We start from the raw sequence: 26,533 nt of genomic DNA, 5'->3' as shown, positions 1-26,533 counted from the left end.
CGATTAGCCTTTCACTCAGTTTTCATCCTACTTACCTTACATACCTACTAATATTCAAAAGTACTCCTAGCGATACTAACATAAGAGTTAACGAGGAACCTCCATAACTTAATAAAGGCAAAGTGATGCCTGTAACTGGCATAAGTCCAGTTACAACGCCAATGTTAATCATAACTTGAATGGCAACCATTGAAATAATACCTACAGCTAGGAAACTACCAAATAAGTCTGGAGCCCCAAGAGCAATTCGAATTCCTCTCCATAAAAGGATTCCAAATAAAAACAAGACAACAAATCCCCCGATAAAACCCAATTCCTCTGACAATATCGCAAAAATGAAATCTGTTTGTGGTTCTGGCAAATAAAAATATTTCTGTCTACTTTCTCCTAGTCCCATGCCCATTAGCCCACCTGGTCCAATAGCATACAAAGATTGAATGATCTGAAAACCGCTCCCTAGCGGATCAGACCACGGATCTAGGAACGAGGTAATTCGCTTTATTCGGTAAGGAGCAGAAGCAATTAAGGCAACAAAACCGAGTAAACCTACAACTCCTAACCAAGCGAAATGACTTATTCTGGCTCCAGCAACAAAAATCATGATTACACATGTTCCAACCATTACCGCACCTGTACCCAAATCTGGTTGAAGCATAATCATTCCAAAAGCTACCATTACTAATGAAAGAGATGGAACGAGACCCTGTTTAAACGAAACAATTTTCTTTTGATTTTCAGATAGGTATTTTGCTAAAAAAGCAATCATAGCCATTTTCATAAACTCTGAAGGTTGAATTGAAAAAGCTCCAACCCCAAGCCAACTTCTTGCCCCACCACGAACTAGTCCAACTCCAGGTATTAACACAATTACAAGTAAAATAAAACAAACGATCACAATAACTTTAGACCATGTTCTCCATGTCCAATAATCAACCCGCATCATAAACAGCATCGCGATTACACCAACGCCCGCAAAAAACAACTGACGCTTAGCAAAGAAAAACGAATCATCGAACCTATAATTGGCCCAGGCAGCACTCGCACTATATACCATGATTAGCCCGATCGCGAGAAGAGCAATCGTAGCAACCAATAGAACATAATCGGGCGCTGTTTTCATCTTTGGCATAATAACACCTCATCCACCACGAATTAAGAAAAAAGGTACACTGTACAACCCCTCAACCTAATCGTATGCACGAGATGAGAGAAACATGTCCCTCTATTCGTTCATTAGCAAAAAGAAAAAAAAGAATCATTTAGGGTGCTCATTTCCCTAATGATTCTCCTTTCTTGATTTTAAACCGATAAACTTTCTACAGCTTCAACAAATCGCTTACCACGTTCCTCAAACGTTTTGTATTGGTCCCAACTCGCACAAGCTGGAGATAATAATACAACGTCACCCGGTAATGATTGTTCATAGGCAAGCGATACCGCTTCCTCCATATTTTCCACGGGAATAATTGTTTTAACACCAGCTTCTGTGGCAACTCTAGTTAATTTATCTTTTGTTTCCCCAAACGTTATTAAAACTTTAACATGAGATAAAGAAGCTTTTAGTTCATCAAATTCGTTACCACGATCTAATCCTCCAGCTAATAAAATCGTTGGTTGATTAAACGCTTCTAACGCTTTTTGAGAAGCAAGAATGTTTGTCGCTTTTGAATCGTTGTAAAAACGCCTTCCATCTAACTCTTTAACAAACTGTAATCTATGCTCTACTCCCGTAAAAGTCTGAAGTACGTGTTGAATTTGAGCGATTTCAGCTCCCATTATCAAAGAAGCACCTATGGCTGCTAACACATTTTCAATATTGTGTTTACCTGGTAAAACAATTTTTTCTAGCCCAATTATTGGTTGTCCATCGAAAAAGATTACGTTATTTTCTACATATAAACCCTTGTCTACTTTCTTTCTGGTTGAAAAAGGTATTAGGTTTGCCTTGCTCACTTTCGCAACATTCGAAACATCTGTGTCATCAGCATTATAGACGAGATATTCGGAATCCGTTTGGTTAACCGTAACCCGAGCTTTAGCATCCTGGTAGTCACTCCGTGTCCCGTGGTAATCAAGATGCGCATCAAATAAATTTAAAAACACACTCACTTTAGGTGCGAATTTCTCTGTTCCAAGTAGTTGGAAACTAGATACTTCAAGAACAATTACATTATTTTCTGTAGCTTTCTCAGCCACCTCACAAGCAACTGTTCCTATATTCCCAGCTACTAAAGGCTCGCGTTTACTATTTTTTAACATCTCAAAAATTAATGTAGTTGTCGTCGTTTTACCATTAGAACCTGTAATAGCAACAATTTCAGCTTGAGTAATCGCAGCTGCAAGTTCAATTTCTGTTACAACCGGTATCCCTCTGGTTATTGCTTCATTTACAATTGGATTATGATAAGGGATACCAGGATTTTTGACAATGAAGTCTAGGTCTTGATCTAGCAGTTCAAGAGGATGATGACCACAAATGACAGTCATCCCTAATGCCTCTAACTTTTGCGCCTGACTGTTATCCCCATAAGGCTTTGCGTCATTAATGGTTACAGATGCTCCTAATCTATGTAGTAACTTTGCAGCCGCTTCTCCACTTTTCGCTAACCCTAGGACTAATACGTTCTTTCCGTTGTATTGTTGTTTAGTCATCTACAACCACACCTCTAAATAGATTCCAATAACAGAGAATATCATACCAACAAACCAAAATGTTACAACAACTCGCCACTCTGACCAACCAGATAATTCATAATGATGATGTAACGGGCTCATCTTAAATATACGTTTCCCTCTTGTCTTAAAGGAGATCACTTGAATAATGACTGACAATGTTTCAATAACAAACACTCCACCTATGATGACAAGAAGAATCTCAAGCTTCGTCATAATTGCAATGGCAGCAATGGCCCCTCCAAGAGCAAGCGAACCAGTATCTCCCATAAACACCTTAGCTGGATGTGCATTAAAAACTAAGAACCCTAACACAGCACCAACTATAGCAGCACTAAAAATAGATACATCAATATAACCCAAATGCCAAGCTAGAATGGCAAATGCTCCAAAAGCAATCGCACCAGTCCCTGCAAGTAAACCATCTAAACCATCTGTTAAATTTACAGCATTTGAAGCCCCTACTAACATGATAATCACTAAAGGTAAGTATAACCAACCTAAATCAATTGATATAGTCGTAGCTGGTATGTTTATCGCAGTAGAAATATCCATTTGAATAAGTCCAAAATAAAAAAGGATTGATATTAATAATTGCCCAGCTAATTTTTGTTTTGAAGTTAAACCTAAGTTTCTTTTTAGTACGACTTTGATGTAATCGTCTAAAAAGCCAACCAAACCAAATCCGACAGTTACTAAAAGTAATAATAAGATTTCTGGACTAAATGATAAAAACCGATTAGATATAAAGAGTGTTGTCACTAAAATAGATAAGACAATGACAATACCACCCATAGTTGGAGTACCTGTTTTCTTTTGATGTGATTTAGGTCCTTCTTCACGAATACTTTGCCCAAATTTTAACCTTCTTAAAAAAGGAATAAAGATCGGCGAGAGGAGGACTGCAATTAGAAATGAAAGCAGCAAGGTAAGAAGTAATACGCGTTCTAACATTACTGATCATTCCCCCTTTCTATTAAACTTTCCCAGTCATTTGATAAGCGAACGAATTTTAACATTGCCTCTACTATTGTTATCGTTCGTCCGCTTTTTATATGTCTCTTTCTCCCAAAAAACAAATTTACCTAGTGTTAATTTCTATTTAAGCGGTCAGTAATTGCTTGACGTGCTACTTCACGATCATCAAAGTGTGTTCTGACGCCATTAATTTCTTGATACGTCTCATGGCCTTTTCCTGCAATGACGATAATATCGTCTTTCTTTGCCTCATTAATTGCCTGCCTAATCGCTTGTTGCCTATCGACAATCACACCATAGTTCTCTTCCTTCAAACCAACGACCATATCTTTTATAATCTCTTTTGGATCCTCTGATCGAGGGTTATCGGAAGTAAAGATCGAACGATCAGCATATTTAACGGCTACCTTAGCCATAATAGGTCGCTTTGTTTTGTCACGATCACCACCACATCCGACAATGGCGATTATGTCTTGTTCCGCAAAATCTTTTACTGTTTTTAATACATTTTCTAAGCTATCGCTTGTATGGGCATAGTCAACAATTACAGTGAAGTCTTGACCAGCATCTACAGGCTCAAATCGTCCTGATACACCTTCAATCTTCTCAAGGCTCGCTTTAATTATCGGTAGTGAAATCCCTGAAACATAAGCAGCCGCTGTTGCTGCTAAAGCGTTATATACACTGAACATTCCAATTAAGTTCATTGAAATGATTATTTTCTCTCCCAAGATATCTAATTCGAAACTAGTACCTGTCGGTGTAATTTTAATATTGCTTGCTTTAACATCCGCTTCTTTTTCAATTCCATATGTAATAACATCTACAGTTGTTAAACGAGCTAATTCCACTGAAGCTTGGTCATCTGCGTTAAAGACTGCTGTCTTATCGGAAAAAGTATTACCCATCTGAGCAAATAATAAGCCTTTTGCATAAAGGTATGCTTCCATAGATTGATGATAATCTAAATGATCTTGAGATAAGTTAGTAAAAACAGCAACATTGAAGTCACAACCACGAACTCTACCCATATGAAGAGCGTGTGATGAAACTTCCATCATCGCCACTTCAACCTGCTCATCAACCATTTCTTTAAACAATTGTTGAAGGGGGAGAGACTCAGGAGTCGTATTATTTGTCTGTTTTTCAGCGAGCCCCACCTTCGTATACATCGTCCCAATCAACCCAGTTTTCTTTCCAGCTTCTTGCATAATATCTTCTATCAAGTGGGTAACCGTTGTTTTACCGTTTGTTCCTGTTACTCCGATTAATTGTAATTGACTGGTTGGATTGTTGTAAAAGTGACTAGCAAGTCTCGCCATTGCCCTTTTAGAATCTCTGACAATGATCACAGGAATTGATACAGCAAGAGGACGTTCAGCGATAATCGCGACCGCCCCTTGTTTTTCTGCCTGCTGTGCAAAGTCATGTCCATCTACTGTATAACCTTTAATACAAATAAAGACGGTACCTTCTTTAACTTGCCTAGAATCCATCTCAAGTGAAGAAACTTGTGGATTTTCATGTATTTTATTTGTTTGAAATCGTAAGGGCTCTATAAGCTCTTGTAGTGTCATCATCATATAAACCTCTCTATCTATCCATTACAAATTGGATTATCGTGCCATTCATTATTTTAGACGTTCTAATCGGATTTGTCACCCATATAAAGACGAATTGTAGAACCTTGCGTCACTTTTACACCAGGTTCAGGAGATTGAGCAAGAACATGTTTACCTTCGCCATCAAGTTCTACTTTAAGTTCATAATACGATTCGTGGATCTCACGCATCGTTCTCCCGACTAAATCTGGCACCTCAATTAATGGCTCATCAGACCACGTTAATTCTTTTTCAATCTGCCCATCTCTTTTTTCAACACCGAGCGCCAATAAGCTATCTCCAATAATATTGCCTACTATCGGAGCAGCAACTACACCACCAAATTGAACCGTGTTTTTCGGGTTATCAATCGCCACATATACCACAATCTGAGGATCATCAGCAGGTGCAAAGCCAATAAAGGATACAATATGGTTATTTTCAAGATAACGACCATCTTTCGCTTTCTGAGCTGTCCCTGTTTTTCCCCCAACACGATAACCATCAATGTAAGCACCTTTACCAGATCCGAGTGCAACAACATGTTCAAGCGCAAAGCGAACTTCTTTAGACGTTTCTTCAGAAACTACTCTTCTTTTCAAAATAGAAGACTGCCTTTCAACCACTTCACCTGTAAGAGGATCAACCCATTCTTTCGCTAAGTATGGTTGATACAGATAGCCTCCGTTGATCGCTGCACTAACAGCCGCTACCTGCTGAATTGGCGTTACTGCAACCCCTTGACCAAAAGCTGTTGTCGCTTGTTCAAGAGGACCAACTCTATCTCGATTAAAGAGAATTCCTGTCCCCTCACCTTGTAAATCTATTCCCGTTTTTTTCCCAAATCCAAAATCTTCGATGTAGTCAAAAAGACGATCTTTACCTAACCTTTCACCTAAGACAACAAAGCCTGGATTACAAGAATTTTGTACAACTTCTAAGAATGTTTGATGACCATGCCCACCTTTTTTCCAACACCTTAAATTTCTACCAGCTACCTCAATGTAGCCTGGGTCATTAAAAGTATCTTTTTCAAGATCTACTTCTCCTTCTTCTAGAGCAGCAGCAAGAGTAATAATTTTAAAGGTTGACCCTGGTTCATACTGCATCCATACTGGTTTATTTTGATTATAAATTTCAGGTGGAACATTTCTAAAATTTTCAGGGTTGTAATGTGGTCTGCTACTCATCCCAAGAACTTCTCCCGTATTCGGATTCATAGCAATAGCAATGGCACCGTCAGGATTATAAGTAGCTTCAGCGATATCTAGTTCACGTTCAATAATCGTTTGCACTCGACTATCAATCGTCAACCTTAAATCCAAACCATTTCGCGGAGCAGTATATTCATCAGCTAAGTTTGGCATTCGATTCCCTTTAGCCGTAGAGAAAAACGAAACATGTCCACTTTCACCTTTTAAATGGTCATCATAGTAGAGCTCAAGGCCCGTTAAGCCTTGATTATCTATACCGGCAAATCCTAGTACATGGGATAAATAACTTCCAAATGGATAATGTCTTTTACTATCTTCGGCAATATACACTCCTGGTAAACGTAGCTCTCTAACTTCACTTGCTTTCTCTTTCGTTACCTTTCTGCCTTCAGGATTGATTCGAACAATGGAAGAGTTTTTAGTGACGAATTCATATGCTTTTTTTCGGTCCATATTTAGTACTTGTGCTAATCTTTCTGCAGTATCTACTGGATCTTTCACTTGACGGGGAACGACTAAAATCGAAGGAGCACTAACATTGGTAGCTAGAACCACGTCATTACGATCTCTAATCTCTCCTCTTTTCGCTTCAAACGGAACATCACGACTCCAAGAATCCTCTGCTCTATCCGTTAACCAGTCTCCTAACGCAAATTGAACATAACCCAACCTGAGGGCAATGATTAAGAACATAGCAAGTCCAAAAAACAATACAAGAATAAGCCTTTTTCTTACCGTTACATTAGAAACTCGCACCGTCTATACCTCCTACAAACATTTGTCAACATGTTTAAACGTATGCTTGTACGCTAAAGGTTAGAACTAAGTGCGAGCCTATGGTATCAACTATTCAACTGTTTGTTCTATTTCCTCGTCTATTTTTACTTCTTCCGTCGATTCAGTCATCTCAAGTTCTATTATTAAATAATCTCCTTTTTCTATTTTCGTCCCCGGATCAATACTTTGAGTTTTTACGTATCCATTCCCAAAAAATGTTGGAGAAAGTTCTAAAACTTGAGCAAACCTTCTTACGTCACGGTTAGACCAACCTGTTAGGTCAGGCATCTTATAGGATTCACTATTTGTTCTAATAAACAAACGCTCGCCTGGAAGTAATGCTCTTCCCGCTTGAGGTTGTTGTGCCTCTATTTTATCTCCATCCCCTAACAGCACTAATTCAATCTCTTTACCATTTAGGTCATCTTTAACTTTGGCTATGGTTGTTTTTGCATAATCTTTTGTTTCAAATTGTTTTTCCACATTGGTCATTTTGTTTTCAGCATTAGGAGAAATATTTAAATATTGCAAGCTATGTTTCATAATGGTGTTGAATATCATTGACGTTGGAATAGACCCTGTTTCGGTTAAATCAATTTTAGGTCTTTCAACTGCCACATAAACAACTAATCGCGGATCTTCTTTTGGCGCCATTCCTAAGAAGGAGAATATATTTTTACCATGCCCCTGTAGATAACCTGGAGCATTTGGATCTCTAATTTGAGCAGTACCTGTCTTACCTGCTACATCAAATCCTTCAATGTAATATGGAGTTCCTGTTCCTGCTGAAGAAGTAACCACTTGCTCTAATAAATCCTTAACTTGTTCTGCCGTTTGTTTCGAAATTGGCTCCCCAACCACTTCCGGCTCATTTTTTGAAATTACTTTATTTGTTTCTTTGTCTACAATTCGATCTACAATGTATGGCTTCATCATTTTTCCATCATTCGCAATAGCGGTTGCTGCTTGAATTTGCTGAATCGGCGTTACTGCTGAACCTTGGCCAAATGCAGTTGTTGCTGCATCTATTCTGCCATTACGCGCCAGTAAACTATTCGCTTCGTTTGGAAGGTCAATTCCTGTAACACTATCAAACCCAAAACGATGCAGATAGTCATATAGTTTCTCTACACCTAATTTTTCAAGTGCTAGCTTTGACATCGCTACATTAGAAGATCTTAAAAAACCTTCATCATAAGTAATCTCTCCCCAGCCTCTTGCATCATTGTGGTCTCTAATTGTTCGGTCAGCTATCTCAATCGAACCAGATCTATAATGTTCCTGACCATTATAAACGCCTTCTTCTATTGCTGCTGCAACTGTAAAGATTTTCATCGTTGAACCAGGCTCAAACCGATCAGATATAGCAAAATTCAAGTAGTTTGTAATTTGCTCATATTGATTAGGATTAAAACTTGGCCGATTGCTCATGGCCAAAATTTCGCCTGTTTTAGGGTCCGCTACAATGGCAATCATCTTTTCTGGTTCAAATTCCATTTCAACTTGTGTCATTACCTGTTCTAAAGCTGTTTGAATATTGGAGTCTAGTGTTAAGTAGACATCATGTCCATTTTTAGCTGGTGTGATATGCTGATTTGGATTCGGTAAAGGAATTCCTCTTCGATCACTCTGATAATGCAAAAGTCCATTTTCTGCTGTTAACAGATCATTTAAACTACGTTCAAGCCCCATACGCGCTTCTCCCATATCTCGCTCTGTATAACCAATAACATGAGAAGCATATGTTTGCTTAGGATAATAACGTCTTGGTTCATCACGGAAATGTATGCCCCTTAACTGTAAGTTTCTTATATCAGTTGCCTGTTCATGAGTTAAATTTCTCGCTCCAGATCCAAGCTCTATTTGAAATTTCCCTTCTTCTTGTCCAGTAAGTAAGGCTTTTCTTAACTGTTCTTCAGGCATATTAATGAGAGGAGCTAACTTGACGGCTGTTTCCTCTACATCGTCTACAAAATTAGTCTGAGTCTGATCAAGAACAGCAAAAACTGTGTAAGATTTTAACTCCTGGGCCAAGGCACTACCTGATCTGTCATAAATGGTCCCTCTTATTCCCTCTATAACCTCAGACCTTGTCCATCTTTCTTGAGCTAAAACTTGTAAATCTTGACCGTTTACTTCCTTTGTTGTTTGAATATAAACAATTCTACCTAGCAAAACACTAAACAATATGATGACAATTCCTAATAATAAAACAGCTCGTTTATTTGTAACAGATCTTTTTATCTCCACTTACTTTCACCTCTTTACTACGTATGTGCAGGTGGTAAGCCAACCAAGACAACTATGCTTACTAGCTGAAAAAACTAGCTCAACATGAACTAGTTTTGAACAACCTTCACCTTATTATCATCAAGTGACATTCCTAGCTTCTCAGAAGCAATATGTAATATACGATCAGGGGCACTTAACTCTACCACTTGTAAATTAAGTCCCTCATTTATCTGAGTTTGTTGATGAACTGTCCCCTGTAATTGAACAACTTCTCGATTCATACTATAAATTGTAGCATAATTATTAACTGTTAGGCATAAGAATATGATTGAAAATAAAACGACCATACCTCCAATCATTTTTTCTCCAAGGGTGATCGTGTTTCTAACTTGGCGAATACGTTTTTCAGGTTGTTGTTTATTATGCTGTTCTTGTTCTTGAACTCTTTGAGCTACCATACTCATGTAAATACCTCCTTTAATTCTTCTCTGCTACTCTTAGTTTCGCTGACCTAGCACGATTATTTTCTTCTAACTCAAATTCAGAAGGGATAATAGGTTTTCTTGTAATTAACTTCAGAATCGGTTCATAACCTTCTGGTATCACGGGCAAACCAGGTGGCAAATCAGGTCCTTTGCTTTTTTCTTTAAATACTTCTTTACATAATCTATCTTCTAAAGAGTGAAAAGTGATTACTGAAATACGACCGCCTTTTTTAAGCATTGTTATCGCATCTTCTAACGCATCCTCAAAAGCCCCTAATTCATCGTTAACAGCTATTCTTATAGCTTGGAACGTCCGTTTTGCTGGATGTCCACCAGTTCTTCTGGCCGGAGCAGGGATAGCTTCCTTAATGATTTCTACCAATTCTCCAGTGGTCTCGATTCGTTTCTTTTCACGATGCGCCTCAATTTTTCTTGCGATTTGTTTAGCGAACTTTTCTTCCCCATAACGAGAAATGATAGAAACTAACTTAGCAAAAGGCCAGTCATTGACTACTGTATATGCGGTTAACTCGGCTGTTTGATCCATTCGCATATCAAGGGCCGCGTCTTGATGATAACTAAATCCTCTCTCCGCTTCATCTAACTGGGGACTTGAGACACCAAGATCAAATAAGAACCCATCAACTTCGGTAACTCCCACCTTTTCTAGTTCCTCTTTTAAAAATCTAAAATTACTTCGAATAAAACTTACTTTATCTTCATAAGGTTGGAGTCGTTCTTTTGCATGAGCTAAAGCTTTATCATCTTGATCAAAAGCATATAAATGCCCTGTTTCTCCTAACAGCGAAGCAATTAGAGATGAATGTCCAGCTCCACCCAAGGTACAATCAACATAAATACCGTCCGGTTTAATGTTTAACCCTTCCACTGACTCTTTTTTAAGTACCGTTACATGATGAAACATAATTACACCCTCCACAATCTTTGTTGCAGAACTAATTAGCGATAATTGACTATCCTATCTAGTTCACGACCAACCTTTGCTTCTCTTACCTTAAACTTAAGAGAATGGAAATTATCCACAGCTTAATCTTTATAAATCAAAATCAACGATATTTTCAGCTATTTCACTAAAAGAGTCTTCCGATTCTGCAAAGTACTCTTCCCAAATGGCCTTACTCCAAATCTCCACACGGTTTGATACACCAATAACAACACATTCCTTATCAATTTGAGCATACTCCCTCAGTGGAGAGGCTATATTTACTCTCCCCTGTTTATCAAGTTCGCATTCAGTAGCACCCGAAAAGAAGAAACGAGTAAAAGCTCTGGCATCTTTTTTTGTAAAAGGGAGATTTTTAAGTTGATCCTCTAACTTCTTCCACTCTTCCTGTGGATAAACAAATAAACAGCGGTCAAGGCCTCGGGTCACAACAAAAGACGAGCCTAAATTATCCCGAAACTTAGCCGGAACAATCATTCTACCTTTCTCATCTGCGTTATGGCGATATTCACCCATAAACATCGCTTACCCATCTCCCCCCACTTACTACCCTTAAGTTACCACAATCCACCACTTTACACCACAATAAATTTTCAATTTATCCACAACAAAAAAAACCTGCCCTAAGGCAGGTTTTTTTTATCCACAATTCGACGGAATGACTTTACACGAATTTACAAATAAACAATTTTGTGTGTGTCGTTTAACGACATCTCAGTTGACAATAATCGCTTTAAATCAACTTCACCGATGACATTCATCAACAATATTGGATGAAAAACTCTTTCCTGAGGTCGATTCAACGGAGCCAACCACCGACCTGATTCAGTAAATTTTGAAAGAGTCTGTTCATGTTTTTGTCGATGAAAATTTTTCATTTTTCTTTCCATAAATTCTATCTGATTATTTAAAATAACTAAATTTTTCTCACTCAACTCTCTTAATGTAGGATCCATTTCTTCTGCTAGTTGTCTGAGAGGAGCATGGTGATATTCAATATCTTGTTTTACTTTACTGATCACGTCTTCAATCGGATAAGGAGTAATCTCCTCCAGCCAGGAATCCCTTAACGATTTCATTTCACCATTCATAAAAGGTAAAATATCGTAGTTTAATTCCTTTAACCACTTATTCACACGTGATGGTACAACAGTCATTTGTATTCTAGGGATAACAGGTGGCATTTTAAAATGAAAATGATTAAACACTTCTTTAATTGTTGCCCAGTACTTAATTTCTCCTGGACCAGATACAAAAGCTAGTACAGGCAATAACCACTCCTGCATTAAAGGTCTAGTCACAACATTATTACTAAATCTCTCCGGGTGCGCCTCGAGTAATTGAAGAAGTTGTTCTTTCGAGTAAACCATATCAGTTCCTCGGACAAGAAAATGACCTTCTTGGAAGTCTAATCGTCTTCGCTCATCTTTAACTTCCAAAAATAAATGAGCATTTTCTCTCTCCGTTACAACTGGCTCACCATATCCACAATTAGCAAAAGCGCGAGCACCTTGCTGTTGAAATTCTTGTACATGCTCGACATTATTAATCAACTCTTTAAAAAAGGGTATCTCTAATTTTCTAATCTCAGGATCATGAGCATCTAGCAGTAATAAACCTTCACAACCAAAGAACCAATTCATCATACGTTTAAAAAAGTCTGTAATCGTTTTAGCCTGCTCGACAATCACATTTACTTTATCTATCAATGTATTTGTATGTGAAGTCTCAGGTAAAGAAGCATAAACTCCTTTTAGCCACTTTCTCATTTCTTCATGATTTAACTTAATATTCGAAGCAGAGCTAACAGCAGGTTCATGGTACATATGTTTTTTCCAGTTCGTATTTCGCTCAATATACACATAACGAATTTCATCTAAATCATGATCTTCTCCTGCAACCCAGAAGATCGGTACAACTGGTATGTTCAACTCTTCTTCTTGTTGTTTTGCTAAGAGAATGATGGACATCGCCTTATAAACTGTATATAGTGGCCCAGTTAATAAACCAGCTTGTTGCCCCCCCACTACTACAACAGAATTAAGTTGTCTAAGTTTCTCTATCTGAATGCTAGCTTCTTTCGCATAAGTAAGAGTGGAATGAATTTGTTCAAAATAATCCGCCAATTCAGCTCGATGAAAGATGCGTGTATTAAGATGGTCTAGTCTAGCTTTATATTTTAATTCGTCGGTATATGTATAATCAAAAAATTGATTACATGTTTGAATGCCATTTGTATAGTCATACAGAAAACCATTGTTACCTACTAGGTTAATCTCCTTCACTTCCATATCTTTAGACGTCCCCTTCGTAAAACTAAATTCTTCTTCATCATAGCAAAGTATGATGTTATGTTCCAACTGTTACGACTTGCTTATGAAAAGAATATTCTTGACAATAATCCATAACTGAATAATAAAAGATAGACAACAAAAAACAACAGAAAATTAAATCGCCAAATTCCTCTGAACAATTTTGACGTTTCAATATCCCCAGATAATTTCCAATGTATCCAAGTAAACAGAATAGCAATAAAGAAAAACAAAGCTAAAATGATCCAAAAAAAAGATTTCTCCCACAACTCTACCATAATAAAATAGACAGCAGCCATAAATAAGACCGTTGTCCAATCTGATGCTAATCGAATAGATTTAGATTTATTTTTTGATATCTTTACCGTTGTAATGTAAATGATATACCACCCTATTAAAGGAATGGTTACAATCGTGGCAATCACCCAAGCAACTATATCACCCATTTTCTAGTACCCCCATTTGCGCTTCCTTCGCTCGTATCCCCTCTAATAAAAAAGGTAAGATAGCAACTTGTGTTTGTTTTTTTTCAGCACGGCGAATTAAATATCCGATAATACTATCTATTTCTGTTTTTCTTCTATGCTTAATATCCATCACCATAGAAGAATGATTATCTGCGGTTTTGAGACATATATCTTTAACATATCCCCAATAATCGGCTTGTTTTTCTGTTTTAATTTCCAGAACAGTAGAAACCTCCTGAAATACCCTTTTCATCATTTGTTGATAATGAGTATTATTAAGTAACTCTCCATTTTTCAAAAGAAAAAGAGCCGTTAACGGATTAATACAAGCATTGACGATTAATTTATCCTCTAACATTTGTCTCCACTCTCTACTATAAGAAATGTTGAAGTGCACACTTGAAACAGTTTTAAAAACATCTTTAATAACCTGGTCTCCTTCTCGAATGTAGGACCATTTAAGTTGTCCAATCCCTGTATGGTGAACGGTAAAGTCATTTATTCTAACCGCACCATGCTCTATAACAGCCACAGCAACCTCTGAAAAACCTAAATATGAGATGTTTTCAACATGCGACATTCCATTTTGCATAAACAGTATTGCTTTAACATGAACTTGTCTATTTTCTAAATGAGCTAACACCTCATCTACCTGATAAGCTTTTACAGTTATAATTAATAGATCAATTGGTTCAATATTTTCTATTTTATGGATAGTATGGGCATACACTTTGCTACTATTATATTTTTGATCATTTCTGAGTAAATTAAGGCTGTTTTCATTAACCGATTTTTCTTGTTGCTTACGATTCGTTAGTAATATAACCTCATGTCCACTCTTAGACAAATAGAATGTTACTAGCATTCCGATTGAACCAGACCCTACCACAGCAATCCTCACAAGTAACACTCCTTAATTTTTTATGAAAATTGTACCACATTATCTTCAATAACTAATATTTTTTCCTGAAGATTAAGGTTATTTTTTTACTTTCATTATTTTTTTTGACGAAACTAAACGCTTACAATCAAATTTGTAGTAAAATAAGTAGGTGAATTATATTGTGAAAGGGGTTTTTATGATGAACGACTATAAAGTTAAGCGTTTACTTGTAAATTATAAAACATTAGAAGAATTTAAGAATTTTCGTGAATTCGGATCTGCCGAACTTTCAATGAAGGGCGATCTTGAAGCTAATATCATCGAAAATGATAGTGAATCACCTTTTTACGGTATTTACTACGGTAAAAAACTTGTTGCCCGTATGAGCTTATATCGAATCGCCGGAAAATTTGACCGTTACTTTGATCCACCTCAAGATTATTTAGAGCTTTGGAAATTAGAAGTTCTGGAGCCTTACCGAAAACAAGGGTATGGAGAAGCATTAGTTAACTTCGCCAAGTCATTTGAACTTCCAATAAAAACAAATGCTAGGCAAGGATCTAGTGAATTCTGGAATCATATGGGTTTTGAAGCAGCAACTTACGATGCTTCAAGAGACCGCGGCGAAAGTCCGTTTGTTTGGTACCCAGCTGGAGTTCATGAGCAAAGTTCAGGACAAGAGCCAATCAATGTGGAAGCAACTGAGCAAGCTAAACATGAAAAAGACGAAGATTAAAATTGAAAAGAACCTGCTATGTAGTTGATAGCAGGTTCTTTTTACCTTTTCAATCTGGATTACGTTTCTTGAACAGTCTCATAGATCGATAATTTTCTAGCACGATCCATAATTGAAAGAAGAGCACGATAATCTTCTGTCATTACTTTCTTTTCTTGTTTTATTTTCTCAAGTTCCTGGCGTAGTTGATCATTTTCATTTCTAAGTAATTCTAGTTCTTCTCTTGGTATGTGCGTTTTTGTATTTTCATGATATTCTTCTAAAAAGGATAGAACCATTTCCATTGTTAAAGATTGATCATTGTTTGTTACAACTTCTTTTGGTTCTTCTCTACGTTCTTCTTTAAGTTTCTTAGGTTCTTCCGTTTCCAGCTTATTCGCAACAGGTTCTATCAACTCTTTACTCGTTTCCACGGTCCATTCATCCTGTTCGAGCTGTATTTTTTTCCCTTTAGAACGTTGTTTTTTCGCTAATGCTATTGCTGACTCATATTTCTTTCTAATTGCTGAATTCCACCTAAAACCACAAGCAGCACTTGTTCTAGACAGTCGCTCTCCTACTTCTTCAAATGCTGAGAGCTGTGTGCTACCTTCTCTTATATGTCTTAGCACTACTTCAGCTAGTATTAAATCTTCATCTGTACTCCATGCATCCTGGCGAATCGTTGTCATAGAATCCCTCCTTAAAGTTTTATTTGCTTATAACTATGCATCTAGTAGAGTTAAAAGACTTATTATTTTTACAAAAACAGATTAATCTGCTTAAATCACTAGACTTTAAATTTTTCAATCTTGTTTCATTAATGACACTAGTCTAATAATCAATTATTACCGAAAACCTTGCTATCTATTCACTAATTTACTTCGGTCCCTTTAAAAATCGTTCCACTGCCTCATGATGAGCATCACTTTCCCATAGACTTGCACATTGTTCAATTTCTCTTTTCATATTTTGAGAAATTAATTGACGGTCGACATTGTCTAATAGCCTTGCTTTATATGATTTTTGTACCTCAACATTATCAATGAAAGAAGAAATCCATCCCATAACCCCTTCATGAAAAGGGTCGTTAATGATTTTGTTCACTACACCTATTTCTACTAAAGTGTCGATTGAATAAATATTTGCTGACAATAACATTTCCATAGCTCGGACTTTAGCTATTTTTTGAAGAAGAATGGTTCCTCCTCCCCAACCTGTAGTAATACCTAATTTCCCCTGGACAAATCCCATCTTCACATGGGGCGCAGCCACTCTGAAGTCACAAGCCATCGATAGCTCGCAACCTCCTCCAACAGCCGTACCATTAAGAGCAGCTACTGTTATTTTAGGAAAAAACATGAGACGTTCTAAAATATTTCCCATTTGCGTAAGCATGCCACTTGCCTCTTCCTTTGTTTTCAAATCACGAAAACACTCTAGATCTCCTCCTGAACAAAAGGCTCGATCACCCGCTCCAGTTATGATAACAATCCCACTATTATCATTCTCCGCTTTCGTTAAAGCTATGTTTAGCTCTTCAATCACTTCAAAATTAATGGCATTCCTTTTATTTTCTCTATTAATTACAATCCATGTTGCACCGTTTTTTTCCTGTTCAATTAATACGTTTTTCATATGTAAGCTCCCCTTTTCGACATAACCTTATATATATTTTTTCGACATTTATTCTCACCTCTCCTGTTTCTCAGATAAACAGGGGCAAATATCAATCATTCCCAATACCTTTGCACACAGGTAAATGAAGGCATAAAAAAAAGACGAAGAATCTCTTCGTCTTTTTTAACCTATTTATTACTTGCTAACCACATCTTGGCCTTTGTAAGAGCCACACTCTTTACAAATACGGTGGCTTAGCTTCATTTCTCCACACTCAGGACATTTAACCATACCAGGTACTGCTAACTTGTAGTGAGTACGACGCTTATTTTTGCGAGTTTTAGATGTTCTTCTAAAAGGTACTGCCATCATTCCCACCTCCTTAAAAATCTAATCGTTCCAACCTTTATTTAGTTGGTTATATGAAATGAAGGCCCGAACGTTTTGCCGGTGCTTCGACTTTCCTATTCCTTCTTCTCAAAAAACTTGGCTAGATCCGCTAGTCTTGGATCAATCCTATTATTTTGTTCTTCTTTCTTGAACAATTCCCAATCTTTACCTGATTTCGGAGCAGGTCCCTCGACATCTTCGTCAGCAAAAATCGAAATTGGAATCTCTAACAACACTAACTCTTCTATCGCAGGAAGTAGTTCAATTACATCTCCCTCAAAAAAGTGAATGTCATCAGGATCTACACTAGCAGTAACATAAACATCTTCTGGATGAAAGTAGATCGTCTCGTGAATATCAATCGGGAACTTCACGTCCGCAAGAGTTCTCGAACAAGGAAGAATTAACTCTCCGTCGATATCTAGCTTGAAAGTTATCAACGAGCCAGTATACACGACTTCTCCTTTTACTGAAATTGGAGAAACAGACCTAATTTCTGTGTTTAACTTCATTACGCTAGACAAATCAATTGTTTCTTCGAATGTAAATGGTTTATGTTTGGCAACTGATAATTGCTGTAATGACCATTTCATTTTCTGATCACCTCTAAGACAACAAAATTAAGTATAGCTCTACACCAAATGAATGTCAACCTTTTTTCTTTACACTAAATGGTCTATACTTTTTGTAAAACGGGGTAATACTTGTTTAAAGCATGACGTTTATTGTAGCATGACAAAAAAGAAGAGTAAAGTAAAGCAAAAGAACAATTAACTAAAAAGAAAGAAGGTGAGGAAGGTTGAAAGCCGTTGGAATTGTAGTTGAGTACAATCCTTTTCATAATGGGCATTTGTACCAAGTAGAACAAGCTAAAGAAATAACAGGTGCCGATGTAGTCATTGTTGTCATGAGCTCTTCTTTTTTACAACGTGGAGAGCCTGCTATCGTTTCTAAATGGTCCCGTACAGAAATGGCACTTGCAAATGGAGTTGATTTAGTTCTTGAACTCCCTTATATTTATTCTACCCAAAAAGCAGAAACGTTTGCGAACGGAGCAATCGCAATATTAGATGCCATCGGTTGTGACTATGTGAATTTTGGTAGTGAATCCGGCGATATACTGGCTTTTAAACAATTAGTATCGTTTATGAACCAACATCAAACTGAATTTAACAAACTAGTTAAAGAGTTTACTAAATTGGGGTACAGTTATCCTCGTGCCACTAGTTCAGCTTTCAGTAAACTTCAAACAGACTCTAACGTGTTACAACTCTCAGAACCAAACAACATTCTTGGCTATCATTACGTAAAAGCAATTAAAGAACAAAGATCTGCCATTCAAGCTACCACGACCCTTCGGCGTCAAGCTCATTACCATGAGTCAACGATCTCGCCTCATCCAATTGCTAGTGCTACAAGTATACGCAAAGCAATAGCAGAAACAGATTTACAACAGATTGAACATGTTGTTCCTAAACAAACCTTTAATCTTTTAGCTACCTATAAAAGAAATTATTTAACCCTACATACTTGGGAACACTATTTCGACTTACTCCAATACAAAGTTCTCTCAACAAATAGAGAACAGTTACGGGAGATTTACGAATGTGAAGAAGGACTTGAATACCGAGTTTATGAAACGATTAAAAAAGCATCTTCTTTTGCTGAATGGATGCAAGAGTTCAAGACAAAACGCTACACATGGACTCGTCTACAACGTTTAGCCACTCATATATTAACAAACACTTCAAAAGTCGAGATGGAAGAAGCATGTGCCTTTGTAAAACCTTCTTACATTAGGCTTTTAGGGATGACGAGAAACGGACAAACTTTCATAAAAAAAACGAAACAACATCGAGAAACTCCTCTCATCACCAAATTTGCAAAAGCCGAAGGAATTCAAGCACAAATCGAGGAACGGATAACAAATGTTTATTTAAGTCCACTTCAAAAAAAACACCAGTTACATGAGATGAGGCAAGAGTTCTCAAGGTCACCGATTATCTACTAGTCCCTAATTCAAAACACACTAGTCCTATAAAAAAAGTAAACGAGCTACACTTTAATTCGTAGCTCGCTTACTTAACTAGAATTATTTAATTTTTTCTTTCTAGTGATTCCAGAAACGCTATTGCATCATCAAAATGATCTATTGGAATGACTTTCATTTTAGTTCCGATATCTTCCGCTGCTTCTAAAGCTTCTTGGTAGTTTGAACCTTCTATACCACCCTCATTAGGAGCAAAGAAATAGTCTGCTCCAGCCTTATCAGCGGCAACTACTTTCTGACTTGCTCCACCAATCCTACCTACAATTCCCTCTTCGTTTATCGTCCCGGTTCCTGCAATGTCATATCCCTTTGTTATATCGCTTTCTGTTAGCTGATTATACATTTCTAGTGAGAACATCAATCCTGCTGACGGTCCTCCTATTTGACTCGTATCTATATTAACGGGAGGGTCGAATGTAACCTCACGATCAGTTATTGGTGCAGAAATACCAATCCCAACTCTTCCTTCTTCGACGTTCATTTCCTCAGGAAAAGCAGAGAAACCAATTTCAACCTGTTCTAAATTATTCTCTCTTAAAACAGATAACTCTACCGTATCCTCTTCACTCTTTCCTTGTAAAAATTCAATTAGCTGATTTGCTGTAAGAACTTCAACGCCATCTACCGCAAGTATATGATCACCCACTTTCAATAATTCATGAGCAGGCATTCCCTCAATAATAGAAGTTACTAACACACCTTTATAATCATACTGTATTGATCTTCCGGCTTTCTCGTATGCAACAATCGAAGCAACTTCCTGCGATCCAGACATTGCCATTAATTGTCGATGTTGATAATCTTCATCCGTCTCCCCTTGATAACGGATTTGCTCTTCAGGATACAAAATACGATACGGACTAAGATGAGCCCAAGCATAAAAGAAAAGATTAGCCTTTCCCATTGAAACAGTAGTCAACATAAACGTACCATTTTCCTCGTCGGAACCACCTTCTACTGAAATGACCTCATCCAAAACTTTTGCACCACCAGGTTGTGAATAATAGTAAGGTAGTTGATAAAAATGAAGAAAAAGAAATGCAATAACAAGAAAAATCCATCTCTTCTTAATCCTTGATGTCATGTTTGTTCTCCTTCCAATCAGCAATGCAGCTTTTAATCTCTTCTATTTTTTCCATCGTTGCTTCTTCTCCTCGACGTATTAGGCTTTCTACATCCGAGAAATCTAGTGAACTTTTTTGTTTGACGATAGGGCTAATCATAACAGAATTACTAAATTCATGCACTCTTACCATTTGTTTTGCCATAATATCCATACTCTGCATGATAACATCATAAATCGTATACAACTCAGGCTTTGTCTGAAAATAAAACACATCGACACCAATTGTTATATCTGCCCCCATTTGTCTAACAACTGAAAGTGGAACTCGATCAATAACGCCTCCATCAACCAAAAGACGATCTCCTATTTTTTCCGGTACAAAAATACCTGGAATGGCAATACTAGCTCTTACGGCTGTTGCGACATCTCCATGATCTAAAATAACCCTTTCTCCGCTTTTAATATCTGTTGCGACAATTGAAACCGGTATAGGTAATTCTTCTAATTTCATTCCTTTGGCTAACATCCTAATAACTTCCTTGGCTTTATGACCAGCGACAAATCCAAGTTTTGGGACAATAAAATCCATAAAATATTTTCTTCTAAATAAAGTAGCAAACTTCTCTAAATTAGCTGGACTTTGACCAACGCCATATAAGCTACCTACTAAAGCCCCCATACTACTTCCTGCAATGTAATCAATAGGTATATTTTCTTTTTCTAGAACCTTTAACACCCCAATATGGGCGAAACCACGTGCTCCACCTGCCCCAAGTGCTAAGCCAATCTTCGGACGAGTGCCCCCCATAACGATCCTCTCCTCACATTATTAACGTCACTATTTAAAGATATGGTCTATTATGAGCTTGTATACGTATAGTTATATTATGGACATGTTCCTCGATCGTTACATAAAGGAGGCCGCTTTCTAATGCGCTTATCAATGACCAAAACCCTCATCCTTGCTCTTATGAGTATTTTATTAGCTGCCTCGCTAATGGCTTTTCCTCAAGAAGCACTTGAAGGTTCTGTGCGAGGGTTAGAAATCTGGTGGAACGTTGTATTCCCTTCGCTACTACCTTTCTTTATTGTATCTGAACTACTAATAGGATTTGGGGTTGTTACATTTATTGGTGCATTACTTGAACCGCTTATGCGGCCATTATTCCGTGTACCAGGTGTAGGTGGCTTTGTTTGGGCAATGGGGTTAGCATCTGGGAACCCTGCTGGAGCTAAAATAACAGCCCGCTTACGTCAAGAAAATAAAGTGACTAGAATTGAAGCAGAACGGCTTGTGTCGTTTACAAGTTCCTCAAACCCTCTCTTTATTTTTGGAGCAATAGCTGTAGGTTTTTTTCACAACGCTTCTTTAGGGATTCTTTTAGCCCTTGCTCATTATGGCGGCAATATTCTTGTTGGTTTACTAATGCGGTTTTACGGTAGAGAAGAAGAAGGACCTATTAACTTTAAAGAAAAACCTAAAAAAACTCGTATCACAGATGCCTTTAAATTACTTCATAAAGAGAGATTAAAAGATGGGCGCCCTATTGGTCAACTATTAGGAGACGCTGTTCAATCTTCAGTAAGAACACTATTAATGATTGGTGGATTTATTATTTTATTTTCGGTATTAAATAAAATATTAAGCTTAGTCGGTATTGTTGCCCTGTTAGCGGCTCTATTATCTTTTATACTAGCTTTTTTCCACCTACCAACCGAATTAAATGCAGCACTTATTTCTGGTTTATTTGAAATGACCCTTGGTGCGCAAATGGCTAGTGAAACAAATAAAGTAGGGTTACTTGAACAAGTTATTGTGGCTAGTTTCATTTTAGCTTTTAGTGGTTTCTCCATCCAAGGACAGGTTGCAAGTCTTTTAGCAGAAACTGATATCCGATTCAAACCCTTTTTTATTGCCCGGATTATACACGGCTTTTTCGCTGCAACATTAGTAGTTCTCCTCTGGGAACCTGTTTACATGAATCAACAATCAACAAGTAATGAATGGGGGGCCATTCCAGTTTTCGTTCGTGAGACGTCGCAAACTTGGTTTACTTCTATTTGGGATATAGTTATTCTATATGGTCCGTTATTTACATTGTTAATGCTTAGCTTATTTATCGCGATAACGGCTAGAAAAAAGTTACTTCAACTTAAATAACTTAAAACGGCCTTATTGTTCTGATTAAAAATATAGGTGTTAGGTGTAATAAATAGAAGCTGGGACAAAAGAGTTTTAATAACGAGAAATACGAACGAAAAGATGTTTACAGCCTAGCAAGCGCTCCGGAAATACACTTCGCTTCCCGCGCTGATGGTGAGGCCACTGAGAAAAGGTGAAAAACTCACCTTTTTCAGTGGCCTTCCTTTTGTCTCGCAGGAGTCTATGTATCTTTCCTCCGCTAAGGCTCTGCATCGTTCGTATGCTCATTTAAACACTTTAATTATGTCCCAGCCTCTTCTATGTTCCAAAAGAATTTTAAGTTGTATGTTGAAACTTTTCTTTTAAAGCCTTTGCCACCACTTCTGGTACAATATCAGAAACGTCGGCATTATATTTAGCCACCTCTTTTACAATACTCGAGCTCAGATAAGAATAATGATTATTAGTCATCATAAAAAAAGTTTCTATGTTCGGACCAAGTTTCTTATTTATCGAGGCAGCCTGCATCTCATATTCGAAATCTGAAACAGCTCTTAACCCTCTAATGATTGTATTGGCGTTCTTTTCTTTCATGTATTCAATTAATAGTCCATTGAAAGAATCAATTTCAACATTAGGTAAATCTTTTGTAGCTTCCTGCAGTAACGAAACACGTTCTTCAATTGAGAACATTGGCTGTTTATTCCGATTGTGTAAAACAGCAACAATTACCTTATCAAAAACTGCAGCTCCTCTTGTGATAATATCTATATGACCTAACGTAACTGGATCAAAACTTCCTGGGCAAACAGCAATGCTAGCCATCATACTCCTCCTTTATTTGTATGTATAAATGGTAATCGTTGTATCTCCATATGTATCTGAACGTATTTTTGAGCCTAAACCGACTTCATCTGGTAAAGACACAGATGTAGCATGTTCACAAACAATTTTACCGTCAGAATGAAGCAAGTTATGATCGAGCACTATGCTTATTTCATTGACGAGATTCTGTTTTGCATATGGTGGATCGAGAAATATATAAGAAAATGTTATCTCTCTTTTTAAAAGGGCTTTTAAAGCCCTGGTTGCATCATTGCGATAGACTTCCGCTTTTTCAGTATACTGACATTGCTCCAAGTTGCCCTTAACGGTTTCTACAGCTTTCCTATTTTGGTCAACGAATATCGCCTTTTCCGCCCCACGACTTAAAGCTTCAATTCCTAAGCCCCCACTACCAGCATATAGATCTAGGACTAAACCTCCAGTAAAATAAGGTCCGATAATATTGAATATAGATTCTTTTACTTTATCTGTTGTTGGCCTTGTTTGTGTACCTGGTACAGCTTTCAACGGCAATCCACGTTTTTCACCTGAAATGACTCTCAAATTCTTCACCTATCCTCTACTAACAAGTTCTTCTTTATCCTACCAAAAAACCATTCAAAAAGCATATTCTAATAAGAATATTGGTCTTTTTAAAAATGGTTGATAAATTCTTCCTTTTTCTACGTATGAAATAAGAAGCAAGAGGCCATACTTGAACTAGTAGCACTCACAAAGTGTTGCTACAACCGCGGAGAAGGCTTACGTTTCCCCATAAGTTCTTCCTCCGGTTTCTCCTCTCCCATAGCCTCATTACATACAAAGTATGTGTATGGGCACCTCGCAAGGAATTCCTTGCGAGGATTTTTTTTCTAGACAAAACAAGTCGTTTCATGCTACATTTCATTCGAACAACTAATGAAAGTAGGTCTCTAAATGGTTCAACGCTTTGTATTGCTTGGAGAAGGTTACAATGACTTATATGAGTTACTTGAAATAGCTAAGTCAAATCGTACGCGAGTCCATATGCTTGTTAGACTTGATACGAAAATAAATAATGAAGAAAAAAGCTCTCTTATCGTTATTTTACAACCAGCAACACCTGGGAAAATGATGCCTCTTTACGTTTGCTTAGAAGGCATTCACAATCCGGATGTTAAAAAGTCAGCTCGCTATCAATTATTTGAGCAATTATCTGAAGAGCTTTCAAAACCCATTCACAGATTAGAAGTTAAATCCTCCAATTTATTTGAAGAGAAAGAGCTTTTTTACCAATATTTAATCGGTGTTCTAAGAATGAACCGCTACCTTCCACCTCTTCAATAATAGTAAATATGAAAGTGGGGTTATCCCATAATGTCAGTATTTTGAGACTAGGGTAACCTCCTAGTTGGTTGCTCGTTTTATTGAGTTAATATTTTCTCTTTATTTCTTTTTTGCTTTTGCTTATAAAACGTTTTATTAGCTGTAGGCATTACTTTTGTTTTCAATATACCGACATTAATAAAAAGTACAATTGCACAAACAAAAAACAATCCTCTTACTCCAATGTTTGATACAACGATCCCCCCTAGAATAGGTCCAATCATTGTTCCAAGATACATCGCACTGTTCGAAAACCCATATGTTCTACTTTCCATTCCAGACGGGGCATGCATACGAATAAGCGTATTAACAGCTGGCAAAAGTCCACCTAAACAAAGTCCTATCATAAAACGCAAACTAATTAATTGCCAAATGTCTGTTACAAATGCTTGCGGAATCGAAAACACGGCCACCCCAATCATTGAAAAAATGAGAACATGTTGTGCTCCCTTTTTGTCGCTAAGCTTTCCAAGTACCGGCGAAGTTATCATATTAGCAAAACCCATGACAGATAATGCTACACCAGCGTAAAAAGCTACTGTCTCAGGCGTCGTTAATTCTTCTACAAATAAAGATAAGAGAGGGTTTACGCCCATAATGGCAAACTGAATAAGAAAAACAACTAAAAACAAAGAAAGAACAGGCTTTTTCTCAGTGATCATCTTGAATTCAGCGAGAGTACTCGTTTTTTCACTTACCTTAATCGGTGTAAATTCTTCTTTCACAAAGAAGAAAACAACCATGGTAGCTAAAAAAATACAGATACCTGTTATAATAAAAACCATACTATACCCAAAATTCGAAGCTAATACGCCTCCTATTAAAGGACCGCAAATAGCTCCTGATACAGAACCCGATTGCAAGATTCCTAGTGCATATCCTACTTTTTCTTTCGGTGTATTTGTCGAAACTAAACCAATAGAAGCTGGAATAAAACCTGATACAACTCCGTTTAACAATCTTAGTAGAAGAAGAGAGATTGGCCCAATAGCAAATGCTGTTAAACTAATTATCACTGCCATACCAAATCCTGAACGTAAGATCATCATCTTACGACCATATTTGTCACCCATTCGTCCCCAAAACGGAGAAAACAAAAAAGCAGTTAGAAAATTAGCTCCAAAAATTACTCCGGCCCAAATACCAAGAGTCTCTGGATTATTTACACCTAACTCCTGCAAAAACAATGGCAAAAACGGAATGATCATCGTCATGGCACTTATGACGAAAAATTGACTAATTACTAGAATAAATAAATTTCGTTTCCAACTTGTCATCACAACCACTTCCTTTATATACCTACATTATATATTTCGTTTAACGAAATATCCAACTGTGATAACCTTTGTTTTAAAAGTAAAAAGGTTTATTTACTCATCTTTGTTGGCATTTCCTCCATTTTTCATAATAAAAAACCCGAATAATGGACGGTTTAATAACCGTATCCGTTATTCGAGTTTAAATACCCATCTTATAGTCATATTCTTTCGCTTTATCTGGCTTTGCATTTTGATATTCTGTAGCAATATAAGGACGCATCGAAGGCTTAACATCACGAACAAATGTGAAGCTTTGTAACTTTTCTACCGTTTCTTCTAATTTGTCTTGGTCACAATAAAACACAACATATTTCATCTTTTTGGAAACATAATGAACATTTCCGAATCTACGAAGTTGCCTCGCAAATTTTAAAGATGTGAGCCAAACAGCAACACCCTGACGCTTTGCACCTAACATGTTTTCGGTCTCCTTTTACTTCATCTTATTTTAGTC

General features: G+C 37.2%; 26 protein-coding genes. 4 read left to right on the top strand and 22 right to left on the bottom strand.

The window, feature by feature from the left end; translation table 11 throughout:
* Positions 1 to 31: 31 nt before the first annotated feature.
* The 12 genes from spoVE to JCM9157_RS04020 all read right to left on the bottom strand — a co-directional run bounded on the left by spoVE (position 32) and on the right by JCM9157_RS04020 (position 14,604).
* The gene (gene spoVE, locus JCM9157_RS04075; protein WP_035662452.1) at positions 32 to 1,129 is read right to left on the bottom strand and encodes a stage V sporulation protein E; all 1,098 of its coding nucleotides are present in this window, start codon (positions 1,127 to 1,129) and stop codon (positions 32 to 34) included.
* 170 nt (positions 1,130 to 1,299) lie between these two features.
* Positions 1,300 to 2,652, bottom strand: a complete 1,353-nt coding sequence (gene murD / locus JCM9157_RS04070) for a UDP-N-acetylmuramoyl-L-alanine--D-glutamate ligase (RefSeq protein ID WP_035662450.1) — start codon at positions 2,650 to 2,652, stop codon at positions 1,300 to 1,302.
* Positions 2,653 to 3,627, bottom strand: coding sequence for a phospho-N-acetylmuramoyl-pentapeptide-transferase (gene mraY, locus JCM9157_RS04065; protein ID WP_035662449.1), 975 nt, complete (start codon positions 3,625 to 3,627; stop codon positions 2,653 to 2,655).
* Between the two features lie 137 nt (positions 3,628 to 3,764).
* A complete protein-coding gene (locus tag JCM9157_RS04060; protein WP_035662642.1) occupies positions 3,765 to 5,228 on the bottom strand; it encodes a UDP-N-acetylmuramoyl-L-alanyl-D-glutamate--2,6-diaminopimelate ligase in 1,464 nt (487 codons plus the stop codon).
* 68 nt (positions 5,229 to 5,296) lie between these two features.
* Positions 5,297 to 7,222 (bottom strand): stage V sporulation protein D, encoded by a 1,926-nt coding sequence (locus JCM9157_RS04055; RefSeq protein ID WP_035662446.1) that lies wholly within the window; start codon positions 7,220 to 7,222, stop codon positions 5,297 to 5,299.
* Positions 7,223 to 7,312: 90 nt separating this feature from the next.
* Complete coding sequence (locus JCM9157_RS04050; RefSeq protein ID WP_035662444.1) at positions 7,313 to 9,493, bottom strand: penicillin-binding transpeptidase domain-containing protein; 2,181 nt, start codon at positions 9,491 to 9,493, stop codon at positions 7,313 to 7,315.
* Between the two features lie 89 nt (positions 9,494 to 9,582).
* Positions 9,583 to 9,939, bottom strand: a complete 357-nt coding sequence (ftsL, locus tag JCM9157_RS04045; RefSeq protein WP_035662441.1) for a cell division protein FtsL — start codon at positions 9,937 to 9,939, stop codon at positions 9,583 to 9,585.
* A gap of 13 nt (positions 9,940 to 9,952) precedes the next feature.
* The gene (gene rsmH / locus JCM9157_RS04040) at positions 9,953 to 10,885 is read right to left on the bottom strand and encodes a 16S rRNA (cytosine(1402)-N(4))-methyltransferase RsmH (protein ID WP_035662431.1); all 933 of its coding nucleotides are present in this window, start codon (positions 10,883 to 10,885) and stop codon (positions 9,953 to 9,955) included.
* A gap of 129 nt (positions 10,886 to 11,014) precedes the next feature.
* Positions 11,015 to 11,446 carry a division/cell wall cluster transcriptional repressor MraZ gene (gene mraZ / locus JCM9157_RS04035; protein WP_035662429.1) on the bottom strand — a complete coding sequence of 144 codons (432 nt, stop codon included), beginning with the start codon at positions 11,444 to 11,446 and terminating at the stop codon, positions 11,015 to 11,017.
* Positions 11,447 to 11,598: 152 nt separating this feature from the next.
* Positions 11,599 to 13,284, bottom strand: a complete 1,686-nt coding sequence (bshC, locus tag JCM9157_RS04030) for a bacillithiol biosynthesis cysteine-adding enzyme BshC (protein WP_148296803.1) — start codon at positions 13,282 to 13,284, stop codon at positions 11,599 to 11,601.
* 14 nt (positions 13,285 to 13,298) lie between these two features.
* A complete protein-coding gene (locus JCM9157_RS04025) occupies positions 13,299 to 13,682 on the bottom strand; it encodes a DUF3397 domain-containing protein (RefSeq protein ID WP_035662424.1) in 384 nt (127 codons plus the stop codon).
* The gene (locus tag JCM9157_RS04020) at positions 13,675 to 14,604 is read right to left on the bottom strand and encodes a 2-dehydropantoate 2-reductase (RefSeq protein WP_035662423.1); all 930 of its coding nucleotides are present in this window, start codon (positions 14,602 to 14,604) and stop codon (positions 13,675 to 13,677) included. The genes JCM9157_RS04025 and JCM9157_RS04020 overlap by 8 nt, the downstream gene beginning before the upstream one ends.
* Positions 14,605 to 14,785: 181 nt before the next feature.
* Between JCM9157_RS04020 and JCM9157_RS04015 the strand changes: the two genes are divergently transcribed.
* Entirely contained in the window at positions 14,786 to 15,322 is a 537-nt protein-coding gene (locus JCM9157_RS04015; RefSeq protein ID WP_035662640.1) for an N-acetyltransferase, read from the top strand.
* Between the two features lie 59 nt (positions 15,323 to 15,381).
* Here the strand turns inward: JCM9157_RS04015 and JCM9157_RS04010 are convergent, their stop codons facing one another.
* The 4 genes from JCM9157_RS04010 to JCM9157_RS03995 all read right to left on the bottom strand — a co-directional run bounded on the left by JCM9157_RS04010 (position 15,382) and on the right by JCM9157_RS03995 (position 17,904).
* Positions 15,382 to 15,993: an RsfA family transcriptional regulator gene (locus JCM9157_RS04010; protein WP_035662421.1), complete on the bottom strand. Its 612-nt coding sequence runs from the start codon at positions 15,991 to 15,993 to the stop codon at positions 15,382 to 15,384.
* A gap of 187 nt (positions 15,994 to 16,180) precedes the next feature.
* Positions 16,181 to 16,939 (bottom strand): enoyl-CoA hydratase/isomerase family protein, encoded by a 759-nt coding sequence (locus tag JCM9157_RS04005; RefSeq protein WP_035662419.1) that lies wholly within the window; start codon positions 16,937 to 16,939, stop codon positions 16,181 to 16,183.
* Positions 16,940 to 17,116: 177 nt separating this feature from the next.
* The gene (rpmF, locus tag JCM9157_RS04000; RefSeq protein WP_035662415.1) at positions 17,117 to 17,290 is read right to left on the bottom strand and encodes a 50S ribosomal protein L32; all 174 of its coding nucleotides are present in this window, start codon (positions 17,288 to 17,290) and stop codon (positions 17,117 to 17,119) included.
* Positions 17,291 to 17,385: 95 nt separating this feature from the next.
* Positions 17,386 to 17,904 (bottom strand): YceD family protein, encoded by a 519-nt coding sequence (locus JCM9157_RS03995; protein ID WP_035662413.1) that lies wholly within the window; start codon positions 17,902 to 17,904, stop codon positions 17,386 to 17,388.
* Positions 17,905 to 18,110: 206 nt separating this feature from the next.
* On the opposite strand from JCM9157_RS03995, the gene JCM9157_RS03990 reads away from it, so the two are divergent.
* Positions 18,111 to 19,322 (top strand): nucleotidyltransferase, encoded by a 1,212-nt coding sequence (locus tag JCM9157_RS03990; protein ID WP_035662411.1) that lies wholly within the window; start codon positions 18,111 to 18,113, stop codon positions 19,320 to 19,322.
* Between the two features lie 85 nt (positions 19,323 to 19,407).
* Here the strand turns inward: JCM9157_RS03990 and JCM9157_RS03985 are convergent, their stop codons facing one another.
* A complete protein-coding gene (locus JCM9157_RS03985) occupies positions 19,408 to 20,445 on the bottom strand; it encodes a SepM family pheromone-processing serine protease (protein ID WP_035662409.1) in 1,038 nt (345 codons plus the stop codon).
* On the bottom strand, positions 20,429 to 21,235 hold the full coding sequence (locus tag JCM9157_RS03980; protein WP_035662406.1) for a patatin-like phospholipase family protein: 807 nt from the start codon (positions 21,233 to 21,235) through the stop codon (positions 20,429 to 20,431). Before JCM9157_RS03980 ends, JCM9157_RS03985 begins: the two co-directional genes overlap by 17 nt.
* Before the next feature lie 123 nt (positions 21,236 to 21,358).
* Between JCM9157_RS03980 and spoVV the strand changes: the two genes are divergently transcribed.
* Positions 21,359 to 22,588 carry a dipicolinic acid transporter SpoVV gene (gene spoVV / locus JCM9157_RS03975; RefSeq protein ID WP_035662405.1) on the top strand — a complete coding sequence of 410 codons (1,230 nt, stop codon included), beginning with the start codon at positions 21,359 to 21,361 and terminating at the stop codon, positions 22,586 to 22,588.
* Positions 22,589 to 22,906: 318 nt separating this feature from the next.
* Here spoVV and coaD read toward each other — a convergent pair whose 3' ends face one another.
* Together coaD and rsmD are read right to left on the bottom strand one after the other, a co-directional pair.
* A complete protein-coding gene (gene coaD, locus JCM9157_RS03970) occupies positions 22,907 to 23,395 on the bottom strand; it encodes a pantetheine-phosphate adenylyltransferase (protein WP_035662403.1) in 489 nt (162 codons plus the stop codon).
* 12 nt (positions 23,396 to 23,407) lie between these two features.
* The gene (gene rsmD, locus JCM9157_RS03965; protein ID WP_035662402.1) at positions 23,408 to 23,959 is read right to left on the bottom strand and encodes a 16S rRNA (guanine(966)-N(2))-methyltransferase RsmD; all 552 of its coding nucleotides are present in this window, start codon (positions 23,957 to 23,959) and stop codon (positions 23,408 to 23,410) included.
* A 372-nt stretch (positions 23,960 to 24,331) separates the two neighbouring features.
* Between rsmD and JCM9157_RS03960 the strand changes: the two genes are divergently transcribed.
* Entirely contained in the window at positions 24,332 to 24,721 is a 390-nt protein-coding gene (locus JCM9157_RS03960) for a DUF7147 family protein (RefSeq protein WP_035662400.1), read from the top strand.
* Between the two features lie 77 nt (positions 24,722 to 24,798).
* Here JCM9157_RS03960 and JCM9157_RS03955 read toward each other — a convergent pair whose 3' ends face one another.
* Both JCM9157_RS03955 and JCM9157_RS03950 read right to left on the bottom strand, forming a co-directional pair.
* Positions 24,799 to 26,037, bottom strand: a complete 1,239-nt coding sequence (locus JCM9157_RS03955) for an MFS transporter (RefSeq protein WP_035662399.1) — start codon at positions 26,035 to 26,037, stop codon at positions 24,799 to 24,801.
* A gap of 181 nt (positions 26,038 to 26,218) precedes the next feature.
* Positions 26,219 to 26,497 carry a YlbG family protein gene (locus JCM9157_RS03950; protein WP_035662398.1) on the bottom strand — a complete coding sequence of 93 codons (279 nt, stop codon included), beginning with the start codon at positions 26,495 to 26,497 and terminating at the stop codon, positions 26,219 to 26,221.
* Positions 26,498 to 26,533 lie beyond the last annotated feature (36 nt).

The sequence above is a fragment of the Halalkalibacter akibai JCM 9157 genome (assembly GCF_000513135.1).
GTDB lineage: Bacteria > Bacillota > Bacilli > Bacillales > Bacillaceae_D > Halalkalibacter > Halalkalibacter akibai.
This window is presented reverse-complemented; position numbering and strand designations above follow the sequence as displayed.